General features: G+C 72.5%; 15 protein-coding genes, 1 tRNA gene and 1 pseudogene. 9 read left to right on the top strand and 8 right to left on the bottom strand.

From position 1 onward, the window contains the following. Positions 1 to 124 precede the first annotated feature (124 nt). Complete coding sequence (locus H0H10_RS17295; protein ID WP_188181880.1) at positions 125 to 1366, top strand: MFS transporter; 1242 nt, start codon at positions 125 to 127, stop codon at positions 1364 to 1366. 14 nt (positions 1367 to 1380) lie between these two features. Here the strand turns inward: H0H10_RS17295 and H0H10_RS17290 are convergent, their stop codons facing one another. Both H0H10_RS17290 and H0H10_RS17285 read right to left on the bottom strand, forming a co-directional pair. Further along, positions 1381 to 2544 carry a hypothetical protein gene (locus H0H10_RS17290; protein WP_188181879.1) on the bottom strand — a complete coding sequence of 388 codons (1164 nt, stop codon included), beginning with the start codon at positions 2542 to 2544 and terminating at the stop codon, positions 1381 to 1383. Then, complete coding sequence (locus tag H0H10_RS17285; protein WP_188181878.1) at positions 2541 to 3485, bottom strand: 5-dehydro-4-deoxyglucarate dehydratase; 945 nt, start codon at positions 3483 to 3485, stop codon at positions 2541 to 2543. Before H0H10_RS17285 ends, H0H10_RS17290 begins: the two co-directional genes overlap by 4 nt. A 198-nt stretch (positions 3486 to 3683) precedes the next feature. On the opposite strand from H0H10_RS17285, the gene H0H10_RS17280 reads away from it, so the two are divergent. The 7 genes and pseudogenes from H0H10_RS17280 to H0H10_RS17250 all read left to right on the top strand — a co-directional run bounded on the left by H0H10_RS17280 (position 3684) and on the right by H0H10_RS17250 (position 11190). Next, the gene (locus H0H10_RS17280) at positions 3684 to 4493 is read left to right on the top strand and encodes an NAD-dependent epimerase/dehydratase family protein (protein ID WP_188181877.1); all 810 of its coding nucleotides are present in this window, start codon (positions 3684 to 3686) and stop codon (positions 4491 to 4493) included. A 263-nt stretch (positions 4494 to 4756) separates the two neighbouring features. Beyond that, complete coding sequence (locus tag H0H10_RS17275; RefSeq protein WP_188181876.1) at positions 4757 to 5527, top strand: DeoR/GlpR family DNA-binding transcription regulator; 771 nt, start codon at positions 4757 to 4759, stop codon at positions 5525 to 5527. 63 nt (positions 5528 to 5590) lie between these two features. Continuing rightward, positions 5591 to 6980, top strand: a pseudogene (locus tag H0H10_RS17270) (ABC transporter substrate-binding protein). Beyond that, on the top strand, positions 6977 to 7918 hold the full coding sequence (locus tag H0H10_RS17265; RefSeq protein ID WP_188181874.1) for a carbohydrate ABC transporter permease: 942 nt from the start codon (positions 6977 to 6979) through the stop codon (positions 7916 to 7918). Before H0H10_RS17270 ends, H0H10_RS17265 begins: the two are co-directional and overlap by 4 nt. Beyond that, on the top strand, positions 7915 to 8760 hold the full coding sequence (locus H0H10_RS17260; protein ID WP_188181873.1) for a carbohydrate ABC transporter permease: 846 nt from the start codon (positions 7915 to 7917) through the stop codon (positions 8758 to 8760). The genes H0H10_RS17265 and H0H10_RS17260 overlap by 4 nt, the downstream gene beginning before the upstream one ends. Next, positions 8757 to 9746: a zinc-dependent alcohol dehydrogenase family protein gene (locus tag H0H10_RS17255; protein WP_188181872.1), complete on the top strand. Its 990-nt coding sequence runs from the start codon at positions 8757 to 8759 to the stop codon at positions 9744 to 9746. The genes H0H10_RS17260 and H0H10_RS17255 overlap by 4 nt, the downstream gene beginning before the upstream one ends. 241 nt (positions 9747 to 9987) lie before the next feature. Next, positions 9988 to 11190 (top strand): TerD family protein, encoded by a 1203-nt coding sequence (locus tag H0H10_RS17250; protein WP_188181988.1) that lies wholly within the window; start codon positions 9988 to 9990, stop codon positions 11188 to 11190. Between the two features lie 177 nt (positions 11191 to 11367). Here H0H10_RS17250 and H0H10_RS17245 read toward each other — a convergent pair whose 3' ends face one another. From H0H10_RS17245 to H0H10_RS17220, 6 genes are all read right to left on the bottom strand, one after another. Next, the gene (locus H0H10_RS17245; protein ID WP_188181871.1) at positions 11368 to 12384 is read right to left on the bottom strand and encodes a 1-aminocyclopropane-1-carboxylate deaminase; all 1017 of its coding nucleotides are present in this window, start codon (positions 12382 to 12384) and stop codon (positions 11368 to 11370) included. Between the two features lie 13 nt (positions 12385 to 12397). Then, positions 12398 to 13045 carry a GntR family transcriptional regulator gene (locus tag H0H10_RS17240; RefSeq protein ID WP_188181870.1) on the bottom strand — a complete coding sequence of 216 codons (648 nt, stop codon included), beginning with the start codon at positions 13043 to 13045 and terminating at the stop codon, positions 12398 to 12400. A 111-nt stretch (positions 13046 to 13156) separates the two neighbouring features. Next, positions 13157 to 14740 (bottom strand): TROVE domain-containing protein, encoded by a 1584-nt coding sequence (locus H0H10_RS17235; RefSeq protein ID WP_188181869.1) that lies wholly within the window; start codon positions 14738 to 14740, stop codon positions 13157 to 13159. Positions 14741 to 15102: 362 nt separating this feature from the next. Continuing rightward, positions 15103 to 15172, bottom strand: a tRNA-Ile gene (locus tag H0H10_RS17230). A 44-nt stretch (positions 15173 to 15216) separates the two neighbouring features. Further along, positions 15217 to 16662, bottom strand: a complete 1446-nt coding sequence (locus H0H10_RS17225) for an alkaline phosphatase PhoX (RefSeq protein ID WP_188181868.1) — start codon at positions 16660 to 16662, stop codon at positions 15217 to 15219. A gap of 274 nt (positions 16663 to 16936) precedes the next feature. Further along, entirely contained in the window at positions 16937 to 18373 is a 1437-nt protein-coding gene (locus tag H0H10_RS17220; RefSeq protein ID WP_188181867.1) for a hypothetical protein, read from the bottom strand. Between the two features lie 295 nt (positions 18374 to 18668). Here H0H10_RS17220 and H0H10_RS17215 point away from each other — a divergent pair, with 295 nt between their 5' ends. Next, positions 18669 to 20495 (top strand): DUF8508 domain-containing protein, encoded by a 1827-nt coding sequence (locus tag H0H10_RS17215; RefSeq protein ID WP_188181866.1) that lies wholly within the window; start codon positions 18669 to 18671, stop codon positions 20493 to 20495.

Genomic DNA, 20495 nt, shown 5'->3' with positions numbered 1-20495 from the left:
TCGGATGCGGTGCTCCCTCAGGAGGTGGACCGACCGGGCCGCTGGAACTCATCGGCCGCCCGTCCCGTGCCTAAGGCACCTTCCCGATGCCGGCCTGGGCCCCTTAGACCCACGATGACCAGGCATGACGACGAGGAAGACGACCTGGGCCGTGGTGCGCGTCCTGCGCGACCGCAACGCGGGCCTGTATCTCGCCGGGGTGGTGGTCTCCGGCTTCGGCACCTCCGCGCTGTGGCTGGCGTCCGGCGTGTGGGTGAAGGACCTGACGGGTTCCGACGGGCTGGCCGCGCTGTGCATGCTCGCCATGTGGGCGCCGACGCTGGCCGGTCCGGCGCTGGGCACGCTCGCCGACCGCGTCCGCCGCAAACCCCTGCTGATCGCCACGAACCTGGTGCTCGCCGCCCTCCTGCTCGGCCTCTTCGCCGCCGGCTCCCGGGGCGGCCCCTGGCTGCTGTTCGGGGTGCTGTTCGTGTACGGCGCCGCGGGCGTCGTCCACGACGCGGCCGAGTCGGCGCTCGTCGCCTCCGCCGTCGGCAGGGACCTCCTCGGTGACTTCAACGGGCTGCGCATGACCGCCACCGAGGGCATGAAACTGCTCGCCCCGCTGGCCGGGGCGGGACTGTACGCCGCGTACGGCGGCCCGAGCGTGGCGCTGCTCGACGCGGCGACGTTCGTGCTGGCCACGGGTCTGTACGCCGCGCTTCGGGTGCGCGAGGGCAGGCCGGAGCGGCCCGCGGCCAACTGGCGGCGGCAGACGGCCGAGGGGGCCCGGTTCCTGTGGGCGCATCCCCGGCTGCGCCCGCTCGTCCTCGCGGGCGGGCTGACGATGCTGTGCGCGGGCGTCAACGGCGCCACGGCCTACGCCGTCGTCGACGCCCTCGGGCGCTCCCCGGCGTACGCCGGTGTGCTGTACGCCGTGCAGGGCGCCGGTTCGGTGGCGGTCGGGCTGCTGGCCGGGCCGGCGCTGCGGCGGCTGGGCGGGCGCCGGTTCGCGGCGTGCGGCATCGCCCTGCTGGCGGTGGCGGTGGCGGTGCGCGCCGTCCCGCACGACGCGGTGGCCCTGGTGACCAGCGCGGCGATCGGCGCGGGGCTGCCCGCGGTGCTGATCGCCTCCCTCACCGCCGTGCAGCACGAGACGCCGGAGGCGCTGCTGGGCCGGGTCACGGCCACGGCCAACTCCCTGGTGTTCACGCCGAACGTGCTCGGGCTGGCCCTGGGCGCGGCCCTGGTCGAACTGACCGACGTCCGGCTACTGCTGCCCGCCCTCGGCCTCACCCTGCTGGCAACGGCAACCCCGCTCGCCCACCACCCGCCGACCACCGATCCCCCCACCCCCGCCCCACCCTCCGGCACCGACCGGCCGTGAACGGCACTGCCGGATCACAACCCTCCGAGTGCCGAGCGCACAGCCTCCAGGTCGGCGTCCGGCGCCAGGCCGGCGTGGTAGAGGCGCAGTTCCGTGGCGCCCAGGTCGCGGGCGCGGGCGGCGTCCGCGGCGAGCGTGGCGGGGCTGCCGCCCATGCCGGCGACCACGGTGAAGTTGGCGGCGAGGACGGTGCCGGCGCGGCGCCGCTCGGCGAACGGCGTGAGCAGTCCCGCACCGCCGGTGCAGGGCACCACCACGCCGTCCGCGACGGACAGGATGTGGGCGGGGTCGACGCCGGCGTTGGCGCCGCAGTGGTACGACACCGGGTCGGCGTGCAGCAGGATCTGGAAGCCCTCGGGCGCCGCGGCCCGGACGGCCCCGACGGCCGCCTCCTGGAGCGAGCGGGCGGTGCCGTCGCGCCACGCGCGCGTGGCGTTCGCCGTGGCCTCGCCGAGCAGCTTCTCCACGCCCGCCCATCCCCCGTCGGACGGCGCCCCCCGCCACACCGGCTCCAGCGCACCCCGTACGGCGGCCACCAGTTCGTCGGCGTCCAGGCCCTGCCTGCCGTACCCGTCCCGGCAGTCGGCGCAGAAGCACAGCGACATCAGGTACTGCCCGGCGTCCCCGAGGCCGACTCCCCCGGTCTTGTCGTGGGCGTGCAGATGCGCCAGCCCGTACCAGCCGAGGGACTCCAGCTCGGTGCCGTGCGCCCCGGGCCGCACCGCCGCCTCGGCGGCGAGGTCGACGAGGTACGCGCGCGTGGCCGGCTGCGCGATGCAGGGCGCCCACGGGTAGCGGTCGCCGTAGGCGTTGACGACGGACGTGTGCGGCTGCTCGGCGCCCAGCCGGGAGTTGTGGGCGAGCACCACCCAGGTGTGCACCTCCAGACCGGCGTCCGCGAGCGTCGCGGCCGCTTCCCCGTAGGCGTCGCCGGGGGCCCAGTCGCCGGCCGCGTACGGACGGATCGCGCGTCCCTCCCAGCGGCCGTCCGGCGGGTAGAGGACGGCGGCGTGCTCGGCGGTCACCACGCGGTGGCGCGGGTGGCGGGGGGTGAGGGCGCGGGTGGAGTGGTACGCGGCGGCGAGCGTCACCTGCCGCACCCCGGTGCCGGCGATGAACCGTGCCGCTCCCGGGTCCCCGTTGACGTCCCAGGGGTAGACGAACGCCGATGCCTTCACCGGGCCTCCTCGTCGATCAGCGCGTAACCCTGCTCGATCAGCTGAGCGAGCTGCTTCACATGGTCCGCGGCCGGCTCCTGCAGCGGGGGCCGCACCTCGCCCACGTCCAGCCCGCGCAGCCGTACGCCGGCCTTGACCAGGGCGACGGCGTATCCGCGGCCCTGGGCACGCAGTTCGGCGAACGGCCGGTAGAAGCCGTCCAGCAGGCGGTGCGCGGTGGTCTCGTCGCCCGTGCGGAGCGCGCGGTGGAAGGCGAGGGCGATCTCGGGGGCGAAGCAGAACACGGCGGAGGAGTAGAGCGTGATGCCGAGCGCGCGGTAGGCGAGCTGGGTCTGCTCGGCGGTGGGCAGCCCGTTGAAGTAGAGGAAGTCGCCGGGGGCCTCGGTGCGCACCGCGCTGACGATGCGCTGCATGAGGTCGAGGTCGCCGAGCCCGTCCTTGAGGCCGATGACGCCGTCCGTGCGGGCCAGTTCGACCACGCTCGCGGGGGTGAACACCGCGTTGTCGCGCTGGTAGACGATCACGGGCAGGGAGGTCGCCGCGGCCACTTCCCGGTAGTGGCGCACCAGCCCCTCCTGTCCGGGGACCACCAGATACGGCGGCATGGCGAGCAGCCCGTCGGCCCCGGCCTCCTCGGCGAGGCGCGCGTAGCGGACGGCGAGCGCGGTGCCGTAGCCCGCGCCGGCCACGACGGGCACGCGCCCGGCCGTCTCCTCCACGGCGACCCGTACGCACTCCTGGAACTCCTCGGGGGTGAGCGCGTGGAACTCCCCGGTGCCGCAGCAGGCGAACACGGCGGCGGCTCCGGCCTCGACCCCGCGGCGCACATGCGCGCGGTGGACGTCGAGGTCGACCTCGCCGCCCGGTCCGTAGGCCGTGACGGGGAAGAACAGCGGCCCGCTGGAGAAGTCGAGTCGAGCGGCGAGAGGGGCTGAGGTCACGGGCACTCCCGATTCCGAGTCCATATTTGTGTTTTGCGTCCATGTTTCTGAACGCAGCCACGCTAAGCCGCCCCCGAGGGGCCGTCAAGCAGGCAGCCCTTGACGCCTGAAGTCGGGACTCTTAGCGTGTCCACGCATATGAACGCCGTGCGCCCATACACACGGCCGTCGGTTCAAGGAGACCTAGGAGTCCCGAGGATGCCCGCTCCCCGCACCGTCCTGCTCACCGGCGCCGCCGGCGGCCTCGGCACCCTCATGCGGGACCTGCTCCCCGGCTACGGCTACGACCTGCGCCTGTTCGACCTGCGCCCGACAGAGGGCGAACCGGACGCGATCGTCGGCGACCTCGCCGACAGGGACGCCGTGCGCGAGGCGGTCCGGGGCGTCGACGCGATCGTCCACCTCGCGGGCATCTCCCTGGAAGCCCCCTTCGAGAAGATCCTGAAGGCCAACATCGAAGGCACGTACAACGTCTACGAGGCCGCCCGCGAGGAGGGCGTCGGACGCATCGTCTTCGCCTCCTCCAACCACGCCGTCGGCTACACCCCGCGCCCGCAGGGCGACGACCCCCTCATCCCCGTGGACACCCCGCGCCGCCCGGACACCTTCTACGGCCTGTCCAAGTCCTTCGGCGAGGACCTCGCCCAGTTCTACTGGGACAAACACGGCATGGAGACCGTCTCGGTCCGCATCGGCTCCTGCTTCCCGGAGCCGACCAGCGTGCGCATGCTCTCGGTGTGGATGAGCCCCGCCGACGGCGCCCGCCTCTTCCACGCCGCCCTGACCGCCGAGAACGTCGGCCACACCGTCGTCCACGGCTCCTCCGCCAACACCCGCCTGTGGTGGGACCTCACCTCCGCGCGGGCCCTCGGCTACGACCCCCAGGACGACTCCGAGCCGTACGCCGCGAAGCTCATCGCCGAACAGGGCGAACTCGACCCGGACAACCCGGCCCACGCCCGCCTGGGCGGGCACTTCGTGACCGACCCGCCGATCTGGCCGTACTGACCGGAAGTCGTCGCCGCGAGAGGGCGGGCGGGCACCGAACGGGCCCGCCCGCCCTCGCATGCGGGCATCCACGCTGCCCGTTCCCACCTCCCGCCCCGCTGCCGCCCAGGTCCGCGACGGGCACCCGGCGCGCGAAGCGGGCACAAGCGGGCAGCATCGGGCCCGCAACAGACCTGGTCAGTGCCGCACGGCCGCTGTAGAACTTCCCCCAAGGGCCCCACCGGGCCCGAACGGGCAACGAGGCGGTGAGGCAGGTGTTCGGCATGGGCACGAGGACGGCGGAAGAACGCCAGCGCGAGATCGTGCGGGTCGCCCGCGCCACCGGCTCGGTCGACGTCACCGCGCTCGCGGCCGAACTGGGCGTGGCCAAGGAGACCGTACGGCGGGATCTGCGCGCCCTGGAGGACCACGGTCTGGTGCGCCGCACCCACGGCGGCGCCTATCCGGTGGAGAGCGCCGGCTTCGAGACGACGCTCGCCTTCCGCGCCACCAGCCACGTCCCCGAGAAGCGCCGGATCGCCGCCGCCGCGGCCGACCTGCTGGGCGACGCGGAGACGGTCTTCATCGACGAGGGCTTCACCCCTCAGCTCATCGCCGAGGCCCTGCCCCGGGACCGGCCGCTGACCGTGGTCACCGCCTCCCTGCCGGTCGCCGGCGCCCTCGCCGAGCACGGCGACACCAGCGTCCTGCTGCTCGGCGGCCGGGTCCGCCCGGGCACCCTGGCGACCGTCGACCACTGGACGACGAAGATGCTGGCCGGGTTCGTCATCGACCTGGCGTACATCGGCGCCAACGGCATCTCCCGCGAACACGGCCTGACCACACCCGACCCCGCAGTCAGCGAGGTCAAGGCGCAGGCGATCCGGGCCGCGCGCCGCACGGTGTTCGCGGGCACGCACACCAAGTTCGGGGCGGTCAGCTTCTGCCGGTTCGGGGAGATCGGCGCCCTGGAGGCGATCGTCACCAGCACCCTGCTCCCCACGGCCGAGGCCCACCGCTACTCCCTGCTGGGCCCGCAGGTCATCCGCGTCTGAACCACATCCGACTCACGTCACCCGCAGGGCACCCCCAGGCCCCGCACTGCCCGTAATCTCCCCATACGTCCAGGAGCGATCCATGCGAACCCAGAGCCGACGGAGGCCGCGAGCCACGCTCGCCGCGGCCGCCGCAGGGACGCTGCTCGCCCCGCTGCTCTCCGGCTGCTGGGTCGGGGCGGGCGGGGCCGGGTCCGGCGGCAACGCCATCAACGTCCTGATGGTCAACAACCCGCAGATGGTGGAGCTGCAGAAGCTCACCGCCGACCACTTCACGAAAGAGACCGGCATCAAGGTGAACTTCACCGTCCTGCCGGAGAACGACGTCCGCGACAAGATCAGCCAGGACTTCGCCAACCAGGCCGGCCAGTACGACGTCGCCACCCTGTCCAACTACGAGATCCCCATCTACGCCCGCAACGAGTGGCTGCACGAGATGGGCCCCTACGTCGCGAAGGACCCGGCCTACGACGAGCAGGACGTCCTGAAGCCGATGCGCGAGTCCCTCACCGGCGACGACGGCAAGCTCTACGGCCAGCCCTTCTACGGCGAGTCGTCCTTCCTGATGTACCGCAAGGACGTCTTCGCGAAGAAGGGCCTGACCATGCCCGAGCACCCCACCTGGACCCAGGTGGCCGAGCTCGCCGAACAGGTCGACGGGGCCGAACCGGGCATGAAGGGCATCTGCCTGCGCGGCCTGCCGGGCTGGGGCGAGCTGATGGCACCCCTGACGACCGTCGTGAACACCTTCGGCGGCACCTGGTTCGACCAGGACTGGAAGGCGCGGCTGGACTCCCCCGAGTGGCAGAAGGCGACGAAGTTCTATGTCGACCTCGTCCGCGAGCACGGCGAGTCCGGCGCCGCCCAGTCCGGCTTCGCCGAGTGCCTGAACAACCTCACCCAGGGCAAGGTCGCCATGTGGTACGACGCCACCTCCGCGGCGGGCTCCCTGGAGTCGGCCAAGTCCCCGGTCAAGGGCAAGATCGGCTACGCGCCGGCCCCCGTCGAGAAGACCGACTCCTCCGGCTGGCTCTACACCTGGGCCTGGGGCATCCAGAAGGCCTCCCGCAACCCCGACAAGGCGTGGAAGTTCGTCTCCTGGGCGTCCAGCAAGGAGTACGAGCAACTGGTCGGCGACGAGATCGGCTGGTCCAACGTCCCGGCCGGCAAGCGGGCCTCGACGTACGACAACCCCGCCTACCGCGCGGAGGCCGCCGCCTTCCAGGAGATGACCAGGGAGGCCATCGAGGGCGCCAAGCCGCGCGACCCCGGCGTGCAGCCGCGCCCCGCGCCCGGCATCCAGTTCGTCGGCATCCCCGAGTTCACCGACCTCGGCACCAAGGTCTCCCAGGAGATCAGCGCGGCCATCGCCGGACGCCAGTCCGTCGAGTCGGCCCTGAAGAAATCGCAGGCGCTCGCCGAGAAGATCTCCGAGGAGTACGAGGGACGATGACCGCCACGACCACGGCCCCCGTGGCCGCCCCCGACGTCCGCAGCCCGGCCCGCCCGCCCTCCACCCGGCTGCGCGCCTGGGCCACCCGGGCCCCGCTCCTGCCCGCCCTGATCTTCATGATCGCGGTCACCCAGCTGCCGTTCGTGGCCACGCTGGTGATCTCCTTCTTCGACTGGAACGCCCTCTACCCGGACGCCCGCCACTTCACCGGCCTCAGCAACTACGGCGACGTCCTCACCGACCCCGACCTGCGCAAGTCGGTGTGGACGACCATCCTGCTGACGGTCGCGGTGGTCCTGGCCAGCCTCGTCCTCGGACTCGCGCTGGCCCTGCTGCTGGACCGGCGGTTCAAGGGCCGGGGCGTGGTCCGCACCCTGCTGATCGCCCCGTTCCTGGTCGTCCCGGTGGCGGCGGCCCTGCTGTGGAAGCACGTGCTCTACAACCCCGAGTACGGCCTGTTCAACGGCCTGTTGCACTACGTCGGCGGACCGCAGCCGGACTGGATCTCCAACACCCCGCTGCTCGCCGTCGAGGCGTCCCTGGTGTGGCAGTGGACGCCGTTCATGATGCTCATCCTGCTGGCCGGGCTGCAGAGCCGGGACCAGCAGCAGATCGAGGCCGCCCGGGTGGACGGCGCGAGCGACTGGCAGATCTTCCGCCACCTCACCCTCCCGCACCTGCGCCGCTACCTGGAACTGGGCGCGCTGCTGGGCTCGATCTACATCGTGCAGAACTTCGACGCGGTCTTCACGATCACGTCCGGCGGTCTGGGCACGGCCAACCTGCCCTACACCGTCTACCAGAGCTTCTACCAGGCCCACGAGAACGGCCTGGCCTCGGCCGCGGGCGTCCTGGTCGTCATCGGCTCGATCATCATCGCGACCTTCGCCCTGCGCGTGGTGTCGTCCCTGTTCCGCGAGGAGGTGTCCCGCGCATGAGCGCCATGGCCGTACGAGTGGGCCGCAGGGGCGGTGTGGGCCTCGGGCTGGTGGCCTGGCTGGCCGGCATCGTCTTCTTCCTGCCCATCGCGTGGATGGCCCTGACCTCCTTCCACTCGGAGGAGGACGCGGCCACCAACCCGCCGTCCTTCGCGGCGTCGCTGACGCTGGACGGCTACCGCGAGTTCTTCGGCGCGGACGGCGGCGCGAGCCCCTGGCCGGCGCTGATCAACTCGGCGGTGGCGTCGATCGCGTCGACGCTCCTCGTCCTGCTGCTGGCCCTGCCCGCGGCGTACGCGCTGTCCATCCGCCCGGTGAAGAAGTGGACGGACGTCCTGTTCTTCTTCCTGTCCACCAAGATGCTGCCGGTGGTCGCGGGCCTGCTGCCGATCTACCTGTTCGCCAAGAACGCCGGCCTGCTCGACAACATCTGGCTGCTGGTCATCCTCTACACCTCCATGAACCTGCCGATCGCGGTGTGGATGATGCAGTCCTTCCTCGCCGAGGTCCCGGTCGCCGTCATCGAGGCGGCCCGGGTGGACGGCGCGAAACTGCCGACGATCCTGGCGCGCGTCGTCGCGCCCATCGCCCTCCCGGGCATCGCGGCGACGTCGCTCATCTGCTTCATCTTCAGCTGGAACGAACTGCTCTTCGCCCGGGTGCTGACGGGCGTGGTCGCCGAGACCGCGCCCGTCTTCCTGACCGGCTTCATCACCAGCCAGGGCCTGTTCCTGGCCAAGGTGTGCGCCGCGTCGCTCGTCATCTCCCTGCCGGTGCTCGCCGCGGGGTTCGCCGCCCAGGACAAACTGGTCCAGGGCCTGTCGTTGGGAGCCGTGAAATGAAGGCCGCCGTCATCGAGTCCGTGGGCCGCGCCGTCGTCACCGAGGTCCCGGACCCGGCGCCAGGCCCCCGCGAGGTCGTCGTCGAGGTCGCGGCCTGCGGTCTGTGCGGCACCGACCTGCACATCCTCCAGGGCGAGTTCGCGCCCAAGCTGCCGATCGTGCCGGGCCACGAGTTCGCGGGCGAGGTGGTCGGCGTCGGCACACAGGTCACGGAGGTGTCGGTCGGCGACCGGGTCGCCGTGGACCCGTCCCTGTACTGCTACGAGTGCCGCTACTGCCGTACCGGCCACAACAACCTGTGCGAACGCTGGGCGGCCATCGGCGTGACCACGGCCGGCGGGGCGGCGAAGTACGCGGTGGCGCCGGTGGCGAACTGCGTGAAGCTGCCGGAGCACGTCCGCACGCAGGACGCGGCCCTGATCGAGCCGCTGTCCTGCGCGGTCCGCGGCTACGACGTCCTGCAGTCCCGCCTCGGCGCCCACGTCCTGATCTACGGCTCCGGGACGATGGGCCTGATGATGCTGGAACTGGCCAAGCGGACCGGGGCGGCGAGCGTGGACGTCGTCGACGTCAACCCGGCCCGCCTGGAGACGGCCCGCGGCCTCGGTGTCTCCGCCTCGGCCGCGAACCCGGACGAACTGGACCGCCCGCAGGGCTGGGACCTGGTCATCGACGCGACGGGCAACGCGGCGGCGATCCAGGACGGCCTGGGGCGGGTCGCCAAGGCCGGCACGTTCCTGCAGTTCGGCGTGGCCGACTACGCGACGCGCGTGACGATCGACCCGTACCGCATCTACAACCAGGAGATCACCATCACCGGCTCGATGGCGGTCCTGCACAGCTACGAGCGCGCGGCGGAACTCTTCGCGAACGGCGTGCTGGACCCCGACGTCTTCATCAGCGACCGCATCCCCCTGGACCGCTACCCGCAGGCGCTGGAGCAGTTCGCGGCGGGGGTGGGAAGGAAGATCGTGGTGGTGCCGTAAGCCTCTTCATCCCGGCCGGCATCTCCAGCCCCTCCGGCGGCATCTCCAGCCCGTCCGGCGTTTGAGGACGAGGCCGAAGGCCGACAAGGGGGGTCTGGGGGCGCAGCCCCGGGGTCGGGAAGGGAAGGGGCGGCGGGGGGCGAAAAACACCGGCCGCCACCGCCCCACCCACCCCGGCCCGATCGCCCCACGGGTAAGGGAACGGTAAAACGGCCTCGCTCGTTCACCGGGCATGACAGCTATGACCCCCGGCTCGAACATCCCCCTCGCCGCCGCACGCGTGACGGTGGACGTCACCGCGCCCGTGCGGCTCGACGTATCGGGCCTGCTGCTCACCGCCGACGGCAAGGTGCGCTCCGACGACGACTTCATCTTCTACAACCAGCCCACCGGCCCGGGCGTGACCTACCGCTCCGGCGGCGGCACCGCCCCGGACGCGATCACGGTCGACACCGCCGCCGTCCCGCCGGGCATCGAGAAGATCGTCGTCACCGCCAGTCCGGACGCCGCCGGCCAGACCTTCCAGGGCATCGAACCGACCGCCACCATCCGCAACGCGGACGACAACTCCGTCCTGGCCACGTTCACGCCCCCGCAGCTCGGCACGGAGACGGCCCTGGTGATCGTGGAGATCTACCTGCGGAACGGCGCCTGGAAGGCCCGCGCGGTCGGCCAGGGCTACGCCAACGGCCTCGCCGGCATCGCCACCGACTTCGGCGTCACGGTGGAGGAACCGGCCGCCCCGGCCCAGCCGGTCACCCCGCCCCCGGCCGCGGTGCAGCCGCCGCCCCCGCCGGTCACCGCCCCCGCCGCCCCGCCGGCGCCGCCCGCCGCTCCCCCGGCCCCGGCCGCCGCGCCCGGCACCGGGAAGATCAACCTGGACAAGGGCCGCGTCAGCCTGCAGAAGAACCAGACCGTCTCCCTGGTCAAGGGCGGCCGGCCGGTGCTCTCCCAGGTCAAGATGGGCCTCGGCTGGGAGCCGGCGTACCGCGGCAAGGACATCGACCTGGACGCCTCCGTCATCGCGTACGGTCCGCAGCGCAACCACATCGACAGCTGCTACTTCGGCAAGCTCCAGATCGTGAACGGCGCCATCCGGCACTCCGGCGACAACCTCACCGGCGAGGGCGGCGGCGACGACGAGGTGATCACGGTCGACCTCGGCGCCCTCCCGCAGGACGTCACCGGCCTGGTGTTCACGGTCAACTCCTTCTCCGGCCAGAAGTTCACGGAGGTCGCCAAGGCGTACTGCCGTCTCCTGGACGGCGCGACCGGTGAGGAACTGGTCCGCTTCGACCTGACCAGCGCCGAGCCGCAGACCGGCGTGATGATGGCGAAGCTGATCCGCCAGTTCTCCGGCGAGTGGGAGATGACCGCCATGGGCGACTTCGTCAAGTCGCGCACGGTCAGGGGCATGGTGAAGCCCGCGGCCCAGGCACTCTAGGCAGCCGCACGGCGGGGGCGCTCCCGGTACCCGGAGCACCGGGAGCGCCCCTGCACCGGCAGTCCCTGCAGCACCGGCGACGGACACCGGCGGACCGGCTCCCCCTCGACCTGCGCGGCCATCGCCGATCGCCTCGATCCGGTCGGGACAGGCGGCCTCCGGCAACCGGCGGGACCCCTAGAACAGGGCGCTGTACGCGTTCAGGGCCGGCTGCCCGCCCAGGTGGGCGTAGAGCACGGTGGCGTCGCGGCCGATCTCGCCGCGGGTGACCAGGTCGATCAGCCCCGCCATCGACTTGCCCTCGTACACCGGGTCGGTGACCATGCCCTCGGTCCGGGCCGCGAGCCGCATCGCGGCGAGCGTGGTGTCGTCGGGGATGCCGTACGTGCCCGCGTGGTACCGCTCGTCCAGTTCGACGTCCGCCTCCGTCAGTTCCTTCGTCACGCCGACGAGCCGGCCCGTGCGGTGCGCGATGCGGGCGATCTGCTCCCGGGTGCGGGCGGGTTCCGCGGACGCGTCGACGCCGATCACCCGCCGGGTGCGGCCGCCTGCCTCCTCCAGGGCGCGGAACCCGGCGACCATGCCGGCCTGGGTCGATCCGGTGACCGAGCAGACCACCACCGTGTCGAAGAAGACGCCCAGCTCCCGCTCCTGCTCGGCGACCTCGTACGCCCAGCCGGCGAAGCCCAGTCCGCCGAGCGGGTGGTCGGAGGCGCCGGCCGGGATGGCGTAGGGCTTGCCGCCGGCCTCCTCGACCTCCCTGAGCGCCTGCTCCCAGCTCTCCTTGAAGCCGATGCCGAACCCGGCCCTCACCAGCCGTACGTCGGCGCCCGCCAGCCGGGAGACCAGGATGTTGCCGACCTTGTCGTACACGGCGTCGGGCCAGTCCACCCAGCTCTCCTGCACCAGCACGCACTTCAGTCCGGCCCGGGCGGCGACGGCGGCGACCTGGCGGGTGTGGTTGGACTGGACCCCCCCGATGGAGACGAGGGTGTCGCAGCCCTGGGCGAGCGCGTCGGCGACCAGGTACTCCAGCTTGCGGGTCTTGTTGCCGCCGTAGGCGATGCCGGAGTTCAGGTCCTCCCGCTTGGCCCACAGCGACGCCCCGCCGAGGTGGTCGGTGAGCCGTTCCAGCCGGTGCACGGGCGAGGGGCCGAGGAGCAGCGGGTAGCGCTCGTACGAGGACAGGGACACGGGGCCTCCCGGTTCAGTCGGAGTCGGCGAGCTTTTCCAGGCCGCGCCAGATGCCGGCCGTCACGCGGAGCGCCGCCTCCGTGTCACCGGCGGCGCAGGCCGCGATCAGCTGTTCGTGCAGCCCGGCGGAACGGCAGTTGCCGCCCTCGCCGAAGCGGCGGCGCTCCAGTCGGCGGATGAGCGGGGTGTGGCGGTCGATGGTGGCGGCGGCGGCCCGGTTGCCGGCCGCCCGGACGAGGACGTGGTGCAGCTCGTCGTCGGCGCGCACGGCGCCGTCGACGTCACCGGCGTGGACGGCCGCCGCGAACCGCTCGTTGGCCGCGCGCATCTCGTCGAGGTCCGCCTCCTCCAGCCGGGGGACGGCGACCCGTGTGACCAGTTCGTGCATGGCGCCGACGACGGCGGCGGCGTCCCGCACGTCGGCGGCGACGACCGGGGTGACCCGGGTGTAGCTCTGCGGCTTGCTCTCCAGCAGGCCCTCGTCCACGAGCCGGGAGAACGCCTCGCGCACCGGCGCCCGGGACAGTCCCAGCCGCTCGGCCAGGTCGGCGTCCCGCACCACGGCACCGGGTTCCATCTCCCCGGCGACGATGGCGTGCCGGATGGCTTCGCAGGCGCGGTCCCTGAGCAGGGTGCGGGGTACGGGTCGAAGGGCCTTCACGAACTGACATGTTAGATACCAGTCGCGCCCGCCGACAAGGGTGCGGCCCGCACCCGTATGCGCGGGTGCGGGCCGCGGTGGGCCGGTGGGCCGGTGGGCCGGTGGCCCGGCTCAGGCCGCCCAGGGCCAGTCGGCGTCCCGGGCCGCCTCCAACAGCGGAACCATCCGGAAGGCGGCGTCCGAGAGGCCCCCGAAGGTGTGCCTGTTCGCGTGGCCCGACGGGCCGTGGCCCGCCCGGTACCCGGCGAGGTTCCAGGTGTAGACCGGCACGTGCGGCGGGACCTGCTCGGTCGGGTCTCCGTGCCGGTTGTACGCGTACTGCTCGTCGGTGACGATCAGCACCCGGTCGTGCTTCCTGTAGTGCCGGCGGACCGCCTCGGTCGTGTCGGTGCCGCCCAGGTCGCCGAAGCGCTCCAGGACCTTCAGCACCGACTCGCCCCTGCGGTACTTCACGCGGTTGCTGGACGTCCCGAACTCGACGAGGTCCGCGTCCGCCGCCCGCATCGCGAGCGCCGTGCCGAAGACCGCCGCGGCGTCGGCCCGGTTGAGCTCCGAGCGGTCCGACAGGCGCGAGTAGAACATCGAGCCCGAGCGGTCCACGAGGACCAGGGTGCGGCCGGGCAGCGCGGGCACGTTGGCCAGCGAGTGCCCGAGCGCCTGCTCCAGCGGGTACGCCCAGCGCAGCGACGGCGCGTGCCGGTACGCGGCGAGGTAGCGGAAGGGGAACTGCCGCGAACGCGCCACCTCGGCCGGGTCGCTGATCCGCGCCGCCACCCGGGCCGCGACCTCGTCGGACACGCCGGCCTCGTCGAAGTTGCGCAGGTTGCGCACGAGCGCCATCGTGCCCATGGACGGGATCACGGCCTCCCAGGCCGCCTTGTCCATCGGCCCCTGGAGCCAGCCCGCCAGCATCTCCCAGGTGATGCCCGCCGCAGCCAGCCGCTCGGCGCCGTCGGGCGCGGTGACCACGGCCCGCCGCTCCTCCACGGGCAGCGCCATCAGCTCGCGGTGCGCGGTCAGGACGCGGTCCGAGGCGGGCGGCACCGCGGTGTCCGGGTTGTGCCGGCGGTCGAGCGCGTACCGGAACAGCTCGCCCTGCCACGGCTTGTCGGGGTCCGGCGCGGCGTGCACCAGGTTGAGGATGTCGCCGAAGCGGTATCCCTTGGACGCGGTGTCGTACTTCAGCAGCGACTTGCCGTGGTAGAGCCGTCGTACGGCGTCGGCGACGCCCCGCTTGACGGGCTTGGGCACGGCACGGCCGTACGTCGCCGTCCAGTAGGCCAGCAGCTCGCCGGGCTCGTCGGGCCGCTGGAGGACGGAGGCGACCACCTGCCGGTTGGCCGGGCCGTCGGTGGCGCCGGCGTCGAGGCGGGCCTTGACGTACTCGGCGGCGCCCACGATCGAGGCGGTGCGCAGGTTGCCCTCGCCGCGCAGCCAGCGAAGCAGGCCGGCCGTCCACGACGGGTCGGTGAGGGCGAGCCGGCGCACGAGTGCGGCGAACCGGTCGTCGCGGTCGGCGCCGGTCTCGTAGAAGGTCTGCTGCGACACGAAGTTGCCGACCGCGAGGAGGAAGAGCTCGGAGCGCGCGTCGCGCTCGCGGCCCCGGCCGCCCTCGTGGGTGCGCAGGACGCGCCCGGTCGACGTCACGCGCGAGGCGGGCTGTGCCTTCGCGCCCCTGACGTTGAATCGCGCCATGGTGAATTCCCCCGAATTCGTTTCGGAGGGAGGCGTGGCGAATGGAGGGTGCCCGAGGTCGGAAATCGGCGGCGGGAACATACGGATGCTCTGCCGATTGAGCTACACCGACCCGAAGTCGGTGACGGGATTCGAACCCGCAACCGTCCGGACAAAGGGAAGTAACCGCTGCCTGCGCACCGGGCACCCTGCCATCTGCTGCGCCTCCCGAGATCAAGTCGGCGGCGGCATCGGATTCTTTTGAGAGAAGAAGTAGCCGCAGCCCGCGCACCGGGAGGTGCATGAAGTTTTCGGTGTCCAGAGTTCAGGTCGGCGGAACCGACAAGGTGCTCCAACCCCTGAGCTACACCGGCGCGTTGTGCCGGTGGCGGGACTCGAACCCGCGACCGCCCCATTATCAGTGGAAGTAGGTCCTGCCTTCGCACCTGGACGTGGATTACCTTAGGCGGCGGTCGCGGGGCGAGCGAACGATTTAATTACCGGCGCTTCTGCCGCTTCCAGGGTCCGGTGATGGCCAGCATGATGCCCGGGTCCTGGATGTTGGCGTACAGGGTGCGCCCGTCGGGTGAGAAGGTGACGCCGGTGAACTCGCTGTACTCGGGCTCGTCCTCGGTGCCGACGTTGAGTTCGTTGCGGGCGATGGGGTAGGTGCGGCCGCTGTCGGTGGCACCGAACAAGTGCTGGACGCCGTCGCCGTCCTCGGCGATGACGAGGCCGCCGTACGGGGAGACGGTGATGTTGTCGGGGCCGTCGAGGGCGCCGTCCTGCGACGGGTCGGGGTTGACGCCGAGGAGGACCTTCAGGGTGAGGGTGCGGCGCCCCGGGTCGTAGAACCAGACCTGGCCGTCGTGCGGCCGGCCGGGGCTCTCGTCACGGGCGTAGGAGGAGACGATGTAGGCACCGCCGTCGGCCCACCACATGCCCTCCAGCTTGCGGGCGCGGGTGACCTCTCCGGCGGTGAACTGCTTGCGCACCGAGGTGGTCTTCGCGTCGCGGTCGGGGACCTCGGTCCAGTCGACGCCGTAGACGGTGCCGGTCTTCGTCGCGCGGGAGAGGTCGTCGACGAACCTGCCGCCGGAGTCGAAGCACTTGAACGCCTCCAGGCGCCCGGCGTCGTCGGCGAGGGTGCGCAGCCGGCCGCGACCGTGCCGGAAGCCCTCCGGCGGGGTCCAGCGGTAGAGCAGTCCGTTCGGGCCGGAGGCGTCCTCGGTGAGGTAGAGGTGGCCCCGCTTGGGGTCGACGACGACGGCCTCGTGGGCGTAGCGGCCGAGCGCCTTGACCGGCTTGGGGTCGCGATTGGCGCGCCGGTCCTCTGGATCGACCTCGAAGACGTAGCCGTGGTCCTTGGTCATCCCCTCCTCGCCGGCCTTGTCCTCGGTCTCCTCGCAGGTCAGCCAGGTTCCCCAGGGGGTGCTGCCGCCGGCGCAGTTGGTGGAGGTGCCGGCGATGCCGACCCATTCGGCGACGTGGCCGCCGGGGCGGACCTCGACGACCGTGCAGCCGCCGGAGGCGGCGGGGTCGTAGACCAGTCCCTCGGTGAGCGGGACGGGGTGGGGCCAGTCGGCGCGGGGGCCGCCGAGTTCGTGGTTGTTGACCAGGAGGGTGGTGCCGCGCGGGCCGGCGAAGGTGGCGGTGCCGTCGTGGTTGGAGGGGGTGAACTCGCCCGTCTCCAGCCTGGTCCGGCCGCAGTAGGTGATGATCTCGTACCGGAAGCCGGCGGGCAGGGCGAGGATGCCGTCGGGGTCGGGGATCAGCGGTCCGTAGCCGACCCCGCCGTGTCCGTGGTCCTCGCCCGCGGTCTCCGTGTCCGTGGACGCCAGTGCGTTGGGGGCGGAGGCGAGGGCGCCGACGCTGCCCGCCAGTGCGACGCCGGCACCGGTGAGCGCGGATCGTCTGGCGAAGTCCCTGCGGGTGAGCGACATGGTGTCTCCTGTGACGGTGGGGTGCCGTGGAGGGTGGCGGGCCTCGGTCCGGCGTCACGGTCCCGCTCATCCCTGAACGCGAGTTGAACGGGGTGCGTCCTTACCCGGCTCGCTTCCGTGAATCCGCGCGGGGTCCGGCGGCCCCGCCCGGGCCCTTGTCGGTCCCGGCGGACGGCGCACGGGACGGGCTCCTCGGGCCTGCCGCCGCGCGGGTCCGCGGCCCGTGTGGGGGAGCGCGTACGCCGTGGGGACGCGGGGCAGGTGTGGAGCCGGGTCAGTTCCCGTGCTGGGAGCGCGCCTTGAAGGCCGCCTTACGGGCCTCCTTGGCGATCTTCTTGTCGGGGTGCAGCCGTCCCATCGCCTCCAGGACGTCCGCGGTGGCCGGGTGCTCGACCCGCCAGGCCGTGTCGAAGAAGCCGCTGTGCTGCCGGGCCAGTCCCTGCACGAGGGCGCGCAGTTCCTCGGAGTTGCCCTCGGCCGCGAGCTGTGCGGCCACGGTGTCGATGGTCAGCCAGAAGACCATGGCCTCCGGCGGGGCGGGGACGTCCCGGGCGCCGTGCTCGGTCAGCCAGACCCGGGCCAGTCCGCCCAGTTCGGCGTCGTCGAGGACCTCCCGCAGCGCGGGCTCGGCCTCGGCGCCGACCAGGGACAGCGCCTGCTGGCAGCGCAGCCTGCGCAGCGGCGCGCCGGTGTCCACGCCGCGCGCGGCGGCCAGCAGCTCGCGGGCCGCGGCGAGGGGTTCGCGGCGGGCCAGCCACTGCTCGGTCTCGGCGTGGGCCGCCGCCGGCGGGAACGCGGCCGTGCCGTCGAGCAGCGCGTCGGCACCCTTGTCGGCCAGGTCGCCGACGGCCGGTGCGGTGAACCCGGCGTCCAGCAGCCGGGCCCGCAGTCCGTACAGTCCGAGCGGGGTCAGCCGCACCATGCCGTAGCGGGCGACATCGGTCTCGTCGACGGGGGCCGCGGGCTCCTCGTCGGTCTCCGCCATGAGCGCCTCGTCGACCGGCTGGTACTCCACGAGGCCGGCCGGCTCCAGCAGCCGGAACTGGTCGTCCAGCCGCATCATCGCGTCGGACACCTGCTCCAGGACGTCGTTGGTGGGCTCGCCCATGTCGCTGGGCACGAGCACGGAGGCGGCCAGCGCGGGCAGCGGCACCTGGGGCACCGGGGCGTCGCCGGGGTCGTCCCCGACGGTGAGCAGGTAGAGGTTGCCGAGCACTCCGTCGAGGAACCGGGCCTCGGCCTCCGGGTCCCAGTCGAGGGACGACAGGTCGAGCTCCCCCTCGCCCTCGGCGATCGCGTCGACCAGGCCTCCGAGGTCGGGTGTGCCGGCGTCGGCGAGCACCGCCTCCAGGGCACCGAGCCACACCCCGAGCACGTCCTGTGGGGAGCCGCCGGTGAGCAGGGCCAGGTCCTCGCCCGCGGTGACGGTGCCCGCCTCCTCGTCGGTGATCTCGACGAGCCCGGTGTCCACGGCGACCCGCCACGCCTCGCTCGCGTACGCCGCGGCGTCGTCGCCGCTCAGCCCGAGCGCCTCGGCCGCCGCGGGCAGCTGCTCGTCGACGAGCCCGCCCCCGGCGTCCACGCGGGTGTCCGGGCCGGCCCAGCGGGCGAGCCGCGCGGCCCGGGAGAGCAACGGGGTGGACAGTGCCTGGCGGGCCAGCTCCGCTTCGGGGCGCAGCCGCGCGGGCGGCAGGGTGGAGCTGTCTGACATCTGCTGGTTCTCCTCGCGCGCCTCGTCGGCCGTACGGCCATCCGGGCGCCGTACGGCTCAGCCGCTCAGCCTAGACGGGTTTCCACCCATGCCGCCCGGTTCATCTCCCCGTCAGGTGCCGTACATGGCCGAAACCTTGACAACTGGCCTGAGCAGGCTGGAGATTGACGCGCGTAGAAAGCGGGGGAACAAGTGTGCACTCAGGCCACGTGCATCCCCCGAGTCCCATGGCGTCCGTGCCGTCCCATGCACCACCCTCGTCCCGGCGCTCCGTCACGTCCCCGGAGGGATCCCCTTGGCCAGCAAGACCTCCGCGCGCCTCGCCGCGCTCACCGTCGCCGCCGTCTGTTCCGCGGCCTCCACCGTCGTCCTCACCTCGCCGGCGCACGCCGACGCCGTGCGCGTCCATGACATCCAGGGCACCACCCGGGTGTCCCCGTACGCCGGCGAGCAGGTCACGGACGTGGCCGGAATCGTCACCGGCGTGCGCGGCTACGGCTCCTCCAGAGGCTTCTGGATGCAGGACCCGCAGCCGGACGCCGACCCGGCCACCAGCGAGGGCGTCTTCGTCTTCACGAGCTCCACACCGAAGGTCGCCGTCGGTGACGCGGTCACCGTCTCCGGCACGGTCTCGGAGTACGTCCCCGGCGGCACCTCCTCGGGGAACCAGTCGCTGACCGAGATCACCCGCCCGACGGTCACCGTGGTCTCCACCGGCAACGCGGTCCCGGCCGCCACGGCCGTCTCCGCCCGGTCCGTGCCGCGCGCGTACGCCCCCGCGGGCGACCCCGCCGCGGGCGGTTCGGTCAACGCCCTGCCGCTGCGTCCGGCGACGTACGCCCTGGACTACTACGAGTCCCTGGAGGGCATGAACGTCCAGGTCGCCGACGCCCGCGTGGTCGGCGCCTCCGACCCGTACACCGAGCTGTGGGTGACGGTGAAGCCCTGGGAGAACCCGAGCCACCGGGGCGGCACGGTCTATGGCTCCTACGACGCCCAGAACACCGGCCGGCTGCAGATCCAGTCCCTGGGCAAGCCCGCCGACTTCCCCGACGCCAACGTGGGCGACACCCTCGCCGGCACCACCACGGGACCGCTGGACTACAACCAGTACGGCGGATACACCCTGGTCGCGAGCGAGATCGGCACGCTGGAGAGCGGCGGCCTGGAGCGCGAGACGACCCGCGAGCAGACGCGCGGCGAGCTGGCGGTGGCGACGTACAACGTCGAGAACCTCGACCCGTCCGACGACACCTTCGACGCGCACGCGGCCGCGATCGTGCACAACCTCTCCTCGCCCGACATCGTGTCCCTGGAGGAGATCCAGGACGACAACGGCGCCACGGACGACGGCACGGTGGCCGCCGGACGGACGGTCGGCAAGCTGATCGACGCGATCGTGGCGGCCGGCGGCCCCCGGTACGACTGGCGTTCCATCGACCCGGCCGACGGCGAGGACGGCGGCCAGCCCGGCGGCAACATCCGCCAGGCGTTCCTGTTCAACCCGGAGCGGGTCTCCTTCACCGACCGCAGCGGCGGCGACGCGACCACCGCCACCGGTGTGACGAAGGTGCGGGGCAAGGCCGCGCTGACGCTCTCCCCCGGCCGGGTGGACCCGGCGAACCCCGCCTGGGAGGACAGCCGCAAGCCGCTGGCCGGCGAGTTCGTCTTCCGCGGCCGGACGGTCTTCGTCATCGCCAACCACTTCAACTCCAAGGGCGGCGACCAGGGTCTGACCGCGCAGTACCAGCCGCCGGTGCGCGGCTCGGAGACCCAGCGCCACCTCCAGGCGAAGGCGGTCAACACCTTCGTCAAGGAGATCCTCGGCGCCCAGAAGAACGCCGACGTCATCGCCCTCGGCGACATCAACGACTTCGAGTTCTCCGACACGGCCCGGATCCTGGAGGACGGCGGCGCGCTGTGGTCGGCGGTCAAGTCGCTGCCGCGGAGCGAGCGTTACTCCTACGTCTACCAGGGCAACAGCCAGGTCCTCGACCAGATCCTGGTCAGCCCGTCGGTCCGGCACGGCGGGCACCTGTCCTACGACAGCGTGCACGTCAACGCCGAGTTCCACGACCAGATCAGCGACCACGACCCGCAGGTGCTGCGGTTCCGTCCCTGA

The sequence above is a fragment of the Streptomyces griseicoloratus genome, from assembly GCF_014534645.1.
Lineage (GTDB): Bacteria > Actinomycetota > Actinomycetes > Streptomycetales > Streptomycetaceae > Streptomyces > Streptomyces griseicoloratus.
Note: the sequence above shows the minus strand (reverse complement) of the source record. Positions and strands in the feature narration are given on the sequence as shown.

Bases quoted from the DNA above. Each gene is read 5' to 3' on its own strand.
- H0H10_RS17295 (WP_188181880.1), top strand. From the start codon at position 125: ATGACGACGAGGAAGACGACCTGGGCCGTGGTGCGCGTCCTGCGCGAC.
- H0H10_RS17280 (WP_188181877.1), top strand. From the start codon at position 3,684: ATGCCCGCTCCCCGCACCGTCCTGCTCACCGGCGCCGCCGGCGGCCTC.
- H0H10_RS17275 (WP_188181876.1), top strand. From the start codon at position 4,757: ATGGGCACGAGGACGGCGGAAGAACGCCAGCGCGAGATCGTGCGGGTC.
- H0H10_RS17265 (WP_188181874.1), top strand. From the start codon at position 6,977: ATGACCGCCACGACCACGGCCCCCGTGGCCGCCCCCGACGTCCGCAGC.
- H0H10_RS17260 (WP_188181873.1), top strand. From the start codon at position 7,915: ATGAGCGCCATGGCCGTACGAGTGGGCCGCAGGGGCGGTGTGGGCCTC.
- H0H10_RS17255 (WP_188181872.1), top strand. From the start codon at position 8,757: ATGAAGGCCGCCGTCATCGAGTCCGTGGGCCGCGCCGTCGTCACCGAG.
- H0H10_RS17250 (WP_188181988.1), top strand. From the start codon at position 9,988: ATGACCCCCGGCTCGAACATCCCCCTCGCCGCCGCACGCGTGACGGTG.
- H0H10_RS17235 (WP_188181869.1), bottom strand. From the start codon at position 14,740: ATGGCGCGATTCAACGTCAGGGGCGCGAAGGCACAGCCCGCCTCGCGC.
- H0H10_RS17225 (WP_188181868.1), bottom strand. From the start codon at position 16,662: ATGTCGCTCACCCGCAGGGACTTCGCCAGACGATCCGCGCTCACCGGT.
- H0H10_RS17220 (WP_188181867.1), bottom strand. From the start codon at position 18,373: ATGTCAGACAGCTCCACCCTGCCGCCCGCGCGGCTGCGCCCCGAAGCG.